Source organism: Pedococcus dokdonensis (assembly GCF_900104525.1).
Classification (GTDB): Bacteria; Actinomycetota; Actinomycetes; order Actinomycetales; family Dermatophilaceae; genus Pedococcus; species Pedococcus dokdonensis.
In genome coordinates this window covers 311,603-324,872 of record NZ_LT629711.1, presented here as the reverse complement: position 1 = coordinate 324,872, position 13,270 = coordinate 311,603, and the positions used below count along the sequence as shown (strand labels likewise).

Annotated in this window: 10 protein-coding genes and 1 pseudogene; 2 read left to right on the top strand and 9 right to left on the bottom strand. The window is 70.0% G+C overall.

The features are described from left to right. Positions 1-144: 144 nt before the first annotated feature. From BLQ34_RS01610 to BLQ34_RS01600, 3 genes are all read right to left on the bottom strand, one after another. A complete protein-coding gene (locus BLQ34_RS01610) occupies positions 145-1,254 on the bottom strand; it encodes a branched-chain amino acid aminotransferase (RefSeq protein WP_091780587.1) in 1,110 nt (369 codons plus the stop codon). A gap of 106 nt (positions 1,255-1,360) precedes the next feature. Further along, a complete protein-coding gene (locus tag BLQ34_RS01605; RefSeq protein WP_091780585.1) occupies positions 1,361-2,452 on the bottom strand; it encodes a 3-isopropylmalate dehydrogenase in 1,092 nt (363 codons plus the stop codon). 124 nt (positions 2,453-2,576) lie between these two features. Beyond that, on the bottom strand, positions 2,577-2,678 hold the full coding sequence (locus BLQ34_RS01600; protein ID WP_091780582.1) for a 3-isopropylmalate dehydrogenase: 102 nt from the start codon (positions 2,676-2,678) through the stop codon (positions 2,577-2,579). 284 nt (positions 2,679-2,962) lie between these two features. On the opposite strand from BLQ34_RS01600, the gene BLQ34_RS01595 reads away from it, so the two are divergent. Next, positions 2,963-3,502, top strand: coding sequence for a GNAT family N-acetyltransferase (locus tag BLQ34_RS01595; protein WP_091780580.1), 540 nt, complete (start codon positions 2,963-2,965; stop codon positions 3,500-3,502). Between the two features lie 312 nt (positions 3,503-3,814). Here BLQ34_RS01595 and serA read toward each other — a convergent pair whose 3' ends face one another. The 6 genes and pseudogenes from serA to BLQ34_RS01565 form a co-directional block, all read right to left on the bottom strand. Continuing rightward, positions 3,815-5,401, bottom strand: a complete 1,587-nt coding sequence (gene serA / locus BLQ34_RS01590; protein ID WP_091780577.1) for a phosphoglycerate dehydrogenase — start codon at positions 5,399-5,401, stop codon at positions 3,815-3,817. Positions 5,402-5,730: 329 nt separating this feature from the next. Further along, complete coding sequence (gene ilvC, locus BLQ34_RS01585; protein WP_091789064.1) at positions 5,731-6,759, bottom strand: ketol-acid reductoisomerase; 1,029 nt, start codon at positions 6,757-6,759, stop codon at positions 5,731-5,733. A gap of 42 nt (positions 6,760-6,801) precedes the next feature. Next, complete coding sequence (gene ilvN, locus BLQ34_RS01580; protein ID WP_056922718.1) at positions 6,802-7,314, bottom strand: acetolactate synthase small subunit; 513 nt, start codon at positions 7,312-7,314, stop codon at positions 6,802-6,804. Between the two features lie 5 nt (positions 7,315-7,319). Next, entirely contained in the window at positions 7,320-9,143 is a 1,824-nt protein-coding gene (locus BLQ34_RS01575) for an acetolactate synthase large subunit (protein WP_407946415.1), read from the bottom strand. A 543-nt stretch (positions 9,144-9,686) separates the two neighbouring features. After that, positions 9,687-11,413: pseudogene (gene ilvD, locus BLQ34_RS01570) on the bottom strand (dihydroxy-acid dehydratase). A 75-nt stretch (positions 11,414-11,488) separates the two neighbouring features. Then, positions 11,489-12,013, bottom strand: coding sequence for a SixA phosphatase family protein (locus tag BLQ34_RS01565; RefSeq protein WP_091780573.1), 525 nt, complete (start codon positions 12,011-12,013; stop codon positions 11,489-11,491). 100 nt (positions 12,014-12,113) lie between these two features. Between BLQ34_RS01565 and BLQ34_RS01560 the strand changes: the two genes are divergently transcribed. Continuing rightward, a complete protein-coding gene (locus tag BLQ34_RS01560; RefSeq protein WP_091780571.1) occupies positions 12,114-13,223 on the top strand; it encodes a PLP-dependent cysteine synthase family protein in 1,110 nt (369 codons plus the stop codon). The last annotated feature ends 47 nt before the right edge of the window (positions 13,224-13,270 follow it).

Here is a 13,270-nt window from a genome sequence, read left to right as displayed (position 1 = left end):
GCTCCTAGTCCACGCAACGAAGGTGAGCGAATGCTTCACCCATCGCGCGCGGCCTGTCAATGGTCCGAACACAAACCAAAAGGTGCGCCGCCCACTCCGGGGAGCGGGCGGCGCACCTCGGGTGCGTGGTGCCGCGGCGTCGGGTCAGACGAGGCGGGTGAGCCAGCCGTGGGTGTCCTCGGCGCGGCCGTACTGGATGTCGAGGAGGCGCTCGCGGATCGAGCGGGTGACCTCGCCGTAGTCGACCCCGCCGCGGTGGTCGCACGAGCCGCCGTCCCAGCGCAGCTCCCCCACCGGGGTGATCACGGCAGCCGTGCCGCAGGCGAAGATCTCGACGATGTCGCCGCTGGCCGCGCCGTCCTTCCACTCCTGGATGGGCACCCGACGCTCCTCGGGCTCCAGGCCCATCTCCTTGGCCAGCGCCAGCACCGACGAGCGGGTGACGCCCTCGAGGATCGAGCCGGTGAGCTCGGGCGTGACGAGGCGGTTGTCCTTGGTGACGAAGAACAGGTTCATGCCACCGAGCTCCTCCACGTAGGTGTGCGTCGAGGCGTCGAGGAAGACGGCCTGGTCGCAGCCGTTCTCGATGCCCTCGAGCTGGCCGGCCAGGCTGGAGGCGTAGTTGCCGCCGCACTTGGCGGCACCGGTGCCGCCCTCACCCGCGCGCGCGTAGTCGGTGGACAGCCACAGCGTCACCGGCTTGATGCCACCGCTGAAGTAGGCGCCCGCCGGGGAGGCGATCACGGAGTAGGTCACCTCGGCCGCCGGGCGGACGCCGAGGAAGGCCTCGGACGCGTACATGAAGGGTCGCAGGTAGAGGCTCGACTCACCGCTCGTCCCGGACGGCACCCAGGCCTGGTCGACCTCCACGAGCGCGCGCAGCGAGGCAAGGAAGTCCTCCTCCGGCAGCTCCGGGAGGGTCATCCGACGAGCGCTGCGGAGCATCCGCTGTGCGTTGGCCTCGGGCCGGAAGGTCCAGATAGAGCCGTCCTCGTGGCGGTAGGCCTTCATGCCCTCGAAGATCTCCTGGGCGTAGTGCAACACCGCTGCCGACGGCATCAGCGTGATCGGCCCGTAGGGGACCACCTTGCCGTCGGTCCAGCCCTCACCGCGCCGCCAGGTCGCGGTGACCATGTGGTCGGTGAAGGTCGTCCCGAACCCGGGGTTGGCCAGTACCGCCTCCCGCTCCGCGTCCGGCCGCGGGTCGCTGCGGCGGGTGACCTCGAAGGTCAGCGGGGCGGTGGTCTGGCTCATGGAGTCCTCCTGGTGATCCACCCCTGGGGCGGGGTGCGGTTCCTCCTGCCGAGATTACCTGCCCGGCCCACCACCCGGGCAGGAGACGTCGGATGCAGCCAGTGCTCTAGAGGACGGACGCGATCGCGTCGCCGACCTCGGGGGTGCTGCGTACGGCGTCACCTCTCGAGGCGAGGTCGGCCTCGACCGCACGCTCGACGCGGGCCGCCTCGTCCGACCGTCCGAGGTGCTCCAGGAGCATGCCGACCGAGAGGATCGTCGCAGTCGGGTCGGCCTTGGCCTGGCCGGCGATGTCGGGCGCCGAGCCGTGCACCGGCTCGAACATGCTCGGGGCGGTGCGCTCGGGGTTGATGTTCGCGCTCGCGGCCAGCCCGATGCCGCCGACGATCGCCGCGGCGATGTCGGTGATGATGTCGCCGAACAGGTTGTCCGTGACGATGACGTCGAACCGTCCCGGATCGGTGGCCAGGAAGATCGTGGCCGCGTCGACGTGCTGGTATGCCGTCGTGACCTCGGGGAACTCGACGCCCACCTCCTCGACGGTGCGCCGCCACAGGTGGCCGGCGTGGGTGAGGACGTTGTGCTTGTGGACCAGGGTGAGGTGCTGGCGCGGGCGACCCTGCGCGCGGGCGAACGCGTCACGCACGACGCGCTCGACACCGAACCGGGTGTTGACGCTGACCTCGGTCGCGATCTCGTGGGGGGTGCCGGTGCGCAGGGCCCCACCGTTGCCGACGTAGGGGCCCTCGGTGCCCTCGCGGACGACGACGAAGTCGATGCCGTCGGGGGCCACCCGCTCGACGGCCAACGGGCTCTGCACTCCCGGAAAGAGCTTGGCCGGCCGGAGGTTGACGTACTGCTCGAGAGCGAACCGCAAGGGGAGCAGCACCCCACGCTCGAGGACGCCGCTCGGGACCGTCGGGTCGCCGATCGCGCCCAGCAGGATCGCGTCGTGGCCGCGCAGCTCCTCCAGGACGGAGTCGGGCAGGGTCTCACCGGTGGCGTGCCAGCGTCGCGCGCCGAGGTCGTACTCCGTGGTGTGGAACTTGGTGCCCGTGCCCGCGGTGGCGGCCTCGAGGACCTTCAGGCCCTCGGCGACGACCTCCGGACCGATCCCGTCGCCACCGATGACGGCGAGGTTGACGGTGTCGGTCCCGGTGGTGGTCCCGGTGTCGTGGCCGGCGCTCTCGGAGGACATGGGACCAGCCTAAAGACGGTCTTGCGATCTGATACCCGCGTCTCACATGACGAACGGCTCCGGGCTGGCGCCCGGAGCCGTTCGTCGTCGCACCGACCTGGTGCGGATCCTGTTGTGGTGCTGGTCAGTCGTCGGAGTGACCCTGCTCGCGCAGGTCCATCGACTCCTGCAGTGCCTGACGTGCCTTCTCGGCCTCTTCGCTCATGTTGATCGCTTCCTCACGCATTCGCCTGTGTCGCAACAGGACTGGGTCTGGGTGGTTCTCGGTGTCTCACACCGGGCACTCGCCGGATGTCGGGGTGCCACTGTCAGCCACGCACGCGGGATCTCCGCGGCGAGTGGGCTGACTACCGGAACTCGCCGCGGCGGATAAGAATTACGACCTGCCGCGTCATGTCTTCGAGGTTACGTGGACGTCCAACTAAACGACACCCGTTTCCCACGCAGTGAGACATGGCTGGACGTGACCGCCGCCACAGTGCTGGCGCGGGGTGAGCCTAGGCTGGCGTCGTGCTCCCCGACGGCTACCTCCTGCACCCCCTCACCGCCGCCGACGCCGCTGCGCTCGCGGCCGCAGCCGTGCGCAACCGCGAGCACCTGCGCCCCTGGGAGCCGTCCCGGCCGGAAGCCTTCTTCACCGAGGCCGGGCAGCGCGAGGTGGTCGACGGCCGGTTGCGCCAGGTCGAGCTCGACCTGTTCGACTGCTCCGTGCTCTGGCACGGCGACGACGTCGTCGGGGCGGCCAACCTCCAGAACATCGTGCGCGGGGCGATGCTCGGTGCGGACCTCGGCTACTGGGTCGACGTGGCGCACCTGCGACGCGGTCTGGGGGTCGCCCTCGTCGAGCACCTCGTGCAACGCGGCCGCGACCTCGGCCTGCACCGGCTGGGTGCCAGCACGATGGTGGCCAACGAGCCGTCGCAGTCGGTGTTGCGCCGGTGCGGCTTCGCGGAGGTCGGTCGCATCCCCGCGTTCCTCTACCTCGACGGCGACTGGCGCGACAGCATCCTGTTCAACCTGGTCCTGCACGACGGCCCGCCGCGGGGCTGAGCCGGCCCCCCGGCATACCCGCTCCCCCGGCGGTGGCTCATACAAAAGGCGAGTCAGCGCCGCTCCCCCGGCGGTAGCTCATACAAAAGGCGAGTCAGCGCCGCTCCCCCGACGGTAGCTCATACAAAAGGCGAGTCAGCGCCGCTCCTCCGGCGGTGGCTCATACAAAAGGCGAGTCAGCGCCGCTCCCCCGGCGGTGGCTCATACAAAAGGCGAGTCAGCGCCGCTCCCCCCGGCGGTAGCTCATGCAAAAGGCGAGTCAGCGCCGCTCGGGGCGGCACTGACTCGCCTTGTGCTCGGGATCGCGCCCGGTCAGTCGGCGAGGTCGACGACGCTCACGTCGGCCCCGACCTCGGTGACGATCGCGTCGAGGACGTCGGCCGGGATGCGGCTGTCGACGGTGAGGGCGACCAGAGCCTGTCCGCCCTTCTCGTTGCGGGCCACCTGCATGCCGGCGATGTTGACCTGGGCGTCGCCCAGGAGGCGACCCACGGTGCCGATCACGCCGGGGCGGTCGACGTAGGTGAAGAAGGCGAGGTGCTCGGTCAGCGGCACCTCGATGTCGAACCCGTTGACCCCCACGACCTTCTCGATCAGGCGGGGACCGGTGAGCGTGCCCGCGACGCTGATCGTGGAGCCGTCGGCCAGGGTGCCGCGCAGCGTCGTGACGTTGCGGAAGTCCTGCGTCGTCGGGTCGGTGAGCAGCCGCACCTCGCAGCCCCGCTGCTCGGCGAGCAGCGGTGCGTTGACGTAGGTCACCGGGTCCTCGGTGACATCGGTGAACAGGCCCTTGAGGGCCGCGAGCTTCCAGATCGAGACGTCGTGCTCGGTGATCTCGCCCTGGACATCGACGTCGAGCTGCACCGGCACCGAGCCGGCGAGGGAGGTGAAGATCCGGCCGAGCTTCTCGACCAGGGCAATGCCGGGGCGGACCTCCTCGGGCACGACGCCACCGGAGACGTTCACCGCGTCGGGGACGAGGTCGCCACCCAGCGCCAGCCGCACCGACTTCGCCACCGAGACGCCCGCCTTCTCCTGGGCCTCGTCGGTGGAGGCACCGAGGTGGGGGGTCACCACGACGGACTCGTGCTCGAAGAGCGGGCTCTCGGTCGTCGGCTCGGTCGCGAACACGTCGATCCCGGCGCCCGCCACACGGCCCTCGCGCAGCGCCTCGGCCAGGGCCTCCTCGTCGACGATGCCGCCGCGTGCGGCGTTGATGATGCGCACCGTGGGCTTGACCTTCAGGAGCGCCTCCTTGCCGATCAGGCCCAACGTCTCGGGGCTCTTGGGCAGATGCACCGTGATGAAGTCGCTCTGCTCGAGCAGCTCGTCGAGGGTGACGAGCTGGGCGCCGAGCTGACCTGCTCGCTGCGGGGAGACGTAGGGGTCGTAGGCGAGGATCTCCATGCCGAAGCCCTTGAGCCGCTCGGCCACCAGCTGGCCGATCCGGCCGAACCCGACGACACCGACCTTCTTGTCGAGCAGCTCGACACCGCCGTACTTGCTGCGCTTCCACGCACCACCCTTGAGGGCCTGGTTGGCCGGGGCGATGTTGCGTGCGGTCGAGAGCAGGAGGCCGACCGCGAGCTCGGCGGCGGACGTGATGTTGGAGGTCGGTGCGTTGACGACCATCACGCCGGCGCGGGTGGCCGCCGGCACGTCGACGTTGTCCAGGCCCACCCCGGCGCGGGCGATGACCTTGAGGTTCTTGGCGGCCGTGATGGCCTCGGAGTCCATCTTGGTGGCGGACCGGATCAGGACGGCGTCGACATCGGCGAGGGCCGGCAGCAGCGCCTCGCGGGACGCGCCGTCGACGTGGCGCACCTCGAAGTCGGGCCCGAGGGCGTCGATGGTGGCGGGCGAGAGTTCCTCGGCGATCAGCACGATCGGCTTGCTCACGTGTCAGTTCCTTCGGTGGGGTCACTGATGGTCATCGGGTTCGATGCTCATGTTCGATGCTCATGGAGGTCCGGCACCACGCTGTGCCCGGCCGACAGCATACGGCGCGGCTCAGCATGTGGATGCTCTGGCTCGGCATGTGACACGAAGATCACACGGCAGGCTGGTCACCAGAGGCATCTCCCCCGATGTCGAAAGTTTGTCCACCGTTGTGGACAAACTGTGGACAGTCGCCGTCGGGGCTGCTGGGGAGACGACACCGGCCGGCCCCCCGAAGGGGACCGGCCGGCATACCGTGTGGTGCGCGGGTGCCCGCGCGGGGAGGTGCGTCAGCGCGCCGCGGAGCCCTCGACGTAGTCGCTGTCGGTCTCCTTGATCCAGCTCATCAGCTTGCGCAGCTCCTTGCCGGTGGCCTCGATCGGGTGCTGGGCGCCCTTCTCGCGCAACGCCTTGAACTCCGGGGCACCGGCGTCCTGGTCGTCGATGAACCGCTTGGCGAACGCGCCGTTGCGGATGTCGCCGAGCACGGCCTGCATGTTCTCCTTGACGCTCGGGTCGATCACCCGCGGCCCGGACACGTAGTCGCCGTACTCGGCCGTGTCGGACACCGACCAGCGCTGCTTGGCGATGCCGCCCTCGACCATCAGGTCGACGATCAGCTTCAGCTCGTGGAGGCACTCGAAGTACGCGACCTCGGGCTGGTAGCCGGCCTCGACCAGCGTCTCGAAGCCGTACTGCACGAGCTGGGACGCACCGCCACAGAGCACCGCCTGCTCACCGAACAGGTCGGTCTCGCACTCCTCGGTGAAGGTGGTCTTGATCCCGCCGGCCCGCAGGCCACCGATCGCCTTGGCGTAGGACTGGGCCAGGGCCCAGGCGCCGCCGGAGGCATCCTGTTCGACCGCCAGGAGCACCGGCACCCCACGTCCGTCGACGTACTCGCGACGCACCAGGTGACCGGGGCCCTTGGGGGCCACCATGATCACGTCGGAGCCGGGCTCGGGCTGGATGTAGTCGAAGCGGATGTTGAAGCCGTGCCCGAAGAGCAGGCCCGCCCCCTCCTTGAGATGGGGCTTGATGTCATCGGCGTAGACCGTGCGCTGCACCTGGTCGGGTGTCAGGATGACGACCAGGTCGGCCTCCTTGACGGCATCGGCGACGGACTTCACGGTCAGCCCCTCGGCCTCCGCCTTGGCCCGGCTCTTGCTGCCCTCGGCCAGGCCGACGCGCACGTCGACCCCCGAGTCGCGCAGGTTGAGCGCGTGGGCGTGGCCCTGGCTGCCGTAGCCGATCACGGCCACCTTCTTGCCCTGGATCACGCTCAGGTCAGCGTCGTCGTCGTAGAACATCTCGGCCACGGTGGCCACTCCTTAGGTTGTCTGTCTTCGGTGGGTTGGGGGTCAGGCCGAGCGCATCGCGCGGTCGGTGATCGAACGGGTGCCGCGGCCGATGGCGACCATGCCGGACTGCACGAGCTCCTTCACGCCGAACGGCTCGATCACCTCGAGGAAGGCCGCGAGTTTGTCGCGGTTGCCGGTGACCTCGATGGTGAGGGTGTCGCTGGCGACGTCGACGACCTTGGCACGGAAGAGCTGGACCGTCTCGAGGACGTGGCTGCGGCTGTGGATGTCGGTGCGGACCTTCACCAGCAGGATCTCGCGCTGGACCGACGCGGTCGGCTCGAGCTCGACGACCTTGAGGACCTCGATCAGCTTGTTGAGCTGCTTGGTCACCTGCTCGAGGGGCAGTGCGTCGACGTCGACCACGACCGTCATGCGGGAGATCTCCGGGTGCTCCGTCGGCCCCACCGCCAGCGAGTCGATGTTGAAGCCGCGCCGCGAGAACAGCGCGGCGATCCGGGCCAGGACGCCGGGCTTGTTCTCGACCAGGACCGACAGGGTGTGCTTGCTCATCGCCATCACTTCCCGTCCTTGTCGGCGTCCTCGGGCTGCTCGGTCGCCTCGTCCTCTTCGCGGTCCCACTGCGGGGCGGTGTCCTTGGCCACCTGGATGGCGTCGTTGCTGACCCCGGCCGGGACCATCGGCCAGACCATCGCGTCGCGGTGGACGACGAAGTCGACGATCACCGGGACGTCGTTGACCTCCATCGCCTTCTTGATCGTCGCATCGACGTCCTCGGGCCGTTCGCAGCGCAGGCCGACACAGCCGTAGGCATCGGCGAGCTTGACGAAGTCGGGGATCCGGCTGCCGACCGACGTGTGCAGGTCGGTGTTGGAGTAACGCTTGTCGTAGAACAGCGACTGCCACTGGCGCACCATGCCGAGGCTGCTGTTGTTGATGATCGCGACCTTGATCGGGATGTTGTTGATGACACAGGTCGCGAGCTCCTGGTTGGTCATCTGGAAGCAGCCGTCCCCGTCGATCGCCCAGACGACGCGGTCCGGCTCGGCGACCTTTGCGCCCATGGCGGCCGGCACGGCATACCCCATCGTCCCGAGGCCGCCGGAGTTCAACCAGGCGTTCGGTCGCTCGTACTGCACGAACTGGGCAGCCCACATCTGGTGCTGGCCCACGCCCGCAACGTAGATGGACTCGGGACCGCTGATCGCGCCGATCCGCTCGATGACGTGCTGCGGGGAGACGCTCTCCTCGCCCTCGGGCACGGTGTAGCCGAGCGGGAAGGTGGCCTTCCAGCCGGCGGTCTGCTCACGCCACGCCGCGTAGTCGCCCGTGGCGCCGGCCGCGTGGTCGGCGGCGACCGCCTTGACGAGCTCCTCGATGACCTCGAGCACGTCGCCCACGATCGGCACGTCTGCGGTGCGGTTCTTGGAGATCTCGGCGGGGTCGATGTCGGCGTGGATCACCTTGGCCTCGGGCGCGAACGTCGACAGCTGACCCGTCACGCGGTCGTCGAACCGGGCGCCGAGGGTGATCAGCAGGTCGGACTTCTGCAGCGCGGTCACGGCGGCGACCGACCCGTGCATGCCCGGCATGCCCAGGTGGAGCGGGTGACTGTCCGGCACGGCGCCACGGGCCATCAGCGTGGTGACGACGGGTATCTGGGTCAGCTCGACGAACTCCCGCAGCGCGTCGGACGCGCGGCCCCGCACCACACCACCGCCGACGTAGAAGACCGGGCGCTTGGCCTGGGCGATCAGCCGCGCCGCCTCACGGATCTGCTTGTTGTGCGGACGCGCCACCGGCCGGTAACCGGGCAGGTCGTACTTCGGCGGCCACGAGAACGAGGTCCTCGCCTGGAGGGCGTCCTTGGAGATGTCGACGAGGACCGGACCCGGACGACCCGTCGAGGCGATGTGGAAGGCCTCGGCGATGACCCGCGGGATGTCGCTGGCGTTCGTGACGAGGTAGTTGTGCTTGGTGATCGGCATCGTAATGCCGCGGATGTCGGCTTCCTGGAAGGCGTCCGTGCCGATGGCGGCGGAGGCGACCTGACCGGTGATCGCCACGATCGGCACCGAGTCCATGTAGGCGTCGGCGATCGCGGTGACCAGGTTGGTGGCGCCCGGGCCGGACGTCGCCATGCAGACCCCGACCTTGCCGGTCGCGCTGGCATAACCCTCGGCAGCGTGGCCGGCGCCCTGCTCGTGCCGGACGAGGATGTGGCGGACCTTGACCGAGTCGAGCAGGGGGTCGTAGGCAGGCAGGATCGCCCCGCCCGGGATGCCGAAGACGGTGTCGACCTCCATCGCCTCGAGCGAGAGCACGAGGCTCTGCGCACCGGTCACCTCGGCGGGCACCTTCGCCCGCGCCTGCTCGGCCAGCCGGGAGGGGCTGGGCGCCGGAGTCGGGGCCGGAGTCGGGGCCGGGGTCGGCGCCGGGGTCGGCGCCGGGCTCGCTGCCGGTGTCGCGTCACTCACGTCACTACCGCTTTCGCTTCTCGGTGCTGCTCAGGGTGCTGCTCGTCTGGATCTGCTCAGGGTGCTGCTCGTCTGGATCTGCTCACAAAAAAGCCCTCCAGTCCTCGGGTGAGGACGACGGAGGGCAGCGCGCTGGCTCGGGGAGCCGGCGCGCTAGTGAAGTACGAGGATTCGTGCCACACGAGAACTCTCCCGCCGTCCCCCGGTCGTGTCAACGCGCGAGACAGCCGGTCCCACGATCCGGACCCGTCGTCTCAGCTCCAGCCCGGCGACGGGTGCCGATGGAGTCAATTCTGCCCGGAATGCGGAGGTGAGCTGCACCGCCTCGGGCCGAGCACTCCCCCCTCGGCACCCGCGACCGCATCGAGCAGGTCCGCTAGCCGGTTCGAGGTGATATCCGACCGGATTCCGGTCGGATATCACCTCGAACGGCGGGAGTTCGACGGGTCAGCCGCAGACGGCGCCCCCGCTGGCGCTGCCGACCAGCTTGCGGTACTTCGCCAACACCCCCCGCGGGTACTTCGACTCCGGCGGCACGAACCCCTCGGCGCGGCGCGCGAGCTCGGCCTCGTCGACGTGCACGTCGAGCACGCCGTTGGCGACGTCGAGGGTGATCCGGTCGCCGTCCTGCACGAACGCGATCGGCCCGCCGTCGACCGCCTCGGGCGCGACGTGGCCGACGCACAGACCGGTCGTCCCGCCGGAGAACCGCCCGTCGGTGAGAAGAAGCACCTCCTTGCCGAGGCCAGCGCCCTTGATGGCGCCGGTGACCGCGAGCATCTCGCGCATCCCCGGACCGCCCTTCGGGCCCTCGTAGCGGATCACGACCACGTCGCCGGCCTTGAGCGAGCCCTCCGCGACGGCGTCCATGGCAGCCCGTTCGCCGTCGAACACCCGCGCGGTGCCCTCGAAGACGTCGGAGTCGAATCCCGCCGACTTCACGACCGCACCCTCGGGGGCGAGCGTGCCCTTCAGGATGGTGATGCCTCCGGTCCGGTGGATCGGCTGGCCCATCGCGCGGACCACCTTGCCGTCGGCGTCGGGCGGGGCGATGTCGGCGAGGTTCTCGGCCATCGTGCGGCCGGTGACGGTCAGGCAGTCGCCGTGCAGCAGGCCGGCGTCGAGCAGGGCCCGCATCACGACCGGCACTCCCCGACCCGGTCGATGTCGGTCATGACGTACTGCCCGAACGGCTTCACGTCGGCCAGGTGCGGCACCTTGGCGCTGACCCGGATGAAGTCGTCGAGGGTGAGGTCCACCTCGGCCTCGTGGGCGATCGCCAGCAGGTGCAGCACCGCGTTGGTCGATCCACCGAAGGCCATCACGACGGCGATGGCGTTCTCGAACGCCTCCTTGGTCATGATGTCGCGCGCGGTGATCCCGCGGCGCAGCAGCTCGACGACCGCCTCGCCCGACTTGCGCGCGAACCCGTCGCGGCGGCGGTCGGTGGCCGGCGGGGCGGCCGACCCGGGCAGCGACATCCCGATGGCCTCGGCGACCGACGCCATCGTGTTCGCGGTGTACATACCGCCACAGGCGCCTTCGCCCGGGCAGATCGCACGCTCGATCGCGTCGACGTCCTCGCGGGACATCAGGCCGGCGGCGCAGGCGCCGACCGCCTCGAACGCGTCGATGATCGTGACCGTCTTCTCGGACCCGTCGGACAGCTTGGCGATGCCCGGGAGGATCGACCCGGCATACAGGAACACCGAGCTGAGGTCGAGGCGCGCCGCGGCCATCAGCATCCCCGGCAGGGACTTGTCACACCCGGCGAGCAGCACCGAGCCGTCGAGCCGCTCGGCGTTCATCACCGTCTCGACCGAGTCGGCGATGATCTCGCGCGACACCAGGGAGAAGTGCATGCCCTCGTGACCCATCGAGATGCCGTCGCTGACCGAGATGGTGCCGAACTCGAGCGGATAGCCACCGCCCGCGTGCACACCGTCCTTGACGGCCTTGGCCAGTCGGTCGAGCGAGAGGTTGCAGGGCGTGATCTCGTTCCAGGAGCTGGCGACCCCGACCTGCGGCTTGACCCAGTCGTCGTCGCCCATGCCGACCGCGCGGAGCATCCCACGGGCGGCGGTCTTCTCGAGCCCGTCCGTCACGTCGCGGCTGCGCGGCTTGATGTCGACTCCGGCGGTGGCGGCGCCCGCAGCGGGCTCGGTGGTCGTCATGGCCGCAGTCTAGGACTCGGGTCCACAGGGTGGGACGCGGGTCTCACGCTCCAAAACCCCGGGTATGCCGCCTGCTCACCCACGTGACACGTGGCACCGCTCGAGCGCGGCCGTCCCGAAGGTGAGGTCCGACCACGGCCCGGCGTAGCGCAACACCGCGATCGAGGACGTCGGGAAGCCGGCAGCAAGGCAGTCGTGGGCGGCCGTCGACCCGTCGCCCTCGGACAGCCCGCTGGCCAGCATCGCCATCGTCGGGTTGTGGCCGACCACCAGGACCACCTGCGCCTCCCCCGCCGACTCACGCACCGACCGGAGCACCGTCTCGGCGCCGCCGGAATAGATGCTGTCGTCGAACTCGACGCTCTCGCCGCACGCACCCCCCTCGGTAGCCGCGGCCCAGGTCTGCCGTGTGCGGGTGGCCGTCGAGCACAGCACCAGCTCTGGACCGAGCTCGTGCTCGTGCAGCCAGGCGCCGGCGGCACGGGCGTCCCGCTCGCCCCGGGGGGTCAGCTCGCGCTCGTGGTCGGGCTTGCCGAAGACCTGTTCCGCCTTGGCGTGGCGGAAGAGGATGAGCACCTTGTCATCGCTGGCGAGGGTCATACCCCGAGCATGGACCCGTTGCGGCCGGACAGCCAGTCTTGACAGGCCGTCCCGGGAGTGGGCGGACCAGCGCGGCCGAGCGCCCGCTAGCCTCCTCCTCATGGAGCGTGCGCCCGCCCTGATCGACGTGCCGACCTCGGCCCCGACCGACCGGCCCTGGCTCGACGAGGCGGTCCGACGCATCCAGGCCGATGCCAACCGCAGCGCCGACACCCACCTCGTGCACGTGCCGATCCCGGGCCTGCCGGACGTCGACCTCTACCTCAAGGACGAGTCGACCCACCCCACCGGCAGCCTGAAGCACCGGCTCGCGCGCTCGCTGTTCCTCTACGCGCTCTGCAACGGCGAGCTGCACGAGGGCACCACCGTGATCGAGGCGTCGAGCGGCTCCACCGCGGTGTCGGAGGCCTACTTCGCCCGCATGCTCGGGCTGCCGTTCATCGCCGTCATGGTCAGCACGACGAGCCCGGAGAAGATCGCCCTGATCGAACGCGAGGGTGGCCGGTGCCACCTCGTCGACGACGCCGGCGAGGTCTACGACGTGGCCCGCCGGCTCGCCGACGAGCGCGGTGGTCACTACCTCGACCAGTTCACCTATGCCGAGCGCGCCACCGACTGGCGCGGCAACAACAACATCGCCGAGTCGATCTTCGAGCAGATGGCGCGCGAACGACACCCCGTGCCGGACTGGGTCGTCGTCGGCGCGGGGACGGGCGGCACCAGTGCCACCATCGGCCGGTTCGTCCGCTACCGCGGGCTGGCCAGCCGGGTGTGCGTCGTGGACCCGCAGAACTCCGCGTTCCTCCCGGCCTTCTGTGGTGACGACGACGGCGTCACGGCCGCCTGCGGGTCACGGATCGAGGGCATCGGCCGACCGCGCGTGGAGCCGAGCTTCGTGCCCAGCGTGGTCGACCGGATGATGCTGGTGCCCGACGCGGCCTCGGTGGCGGGCATGCGGTTCCTGGCGGAGCGGACCGGGCTGCGAGCCGGCGCCTCCACGGGCACGAACCTCTTCGGGGTCCTCCGGCTCGCGTGTGAGATGGCCGAGCGGGGGCAGGCCGGCAGCATCGTCTCGCTGTTGTGTGACGGGTCGGAGCGGTATGCCGGCACCTACCGCGACGACGCCTGGCTCACCGCGCGGGGATGGGACCTCGCGCCGCACACCGCGGTCCTGACCCGCGCGTGGGACGACGGGGTCTGGACCGCCTGACGTGAGCGACTTCTGGCCGCTCGTGCCGGGTGTCGGACCCGATCAGG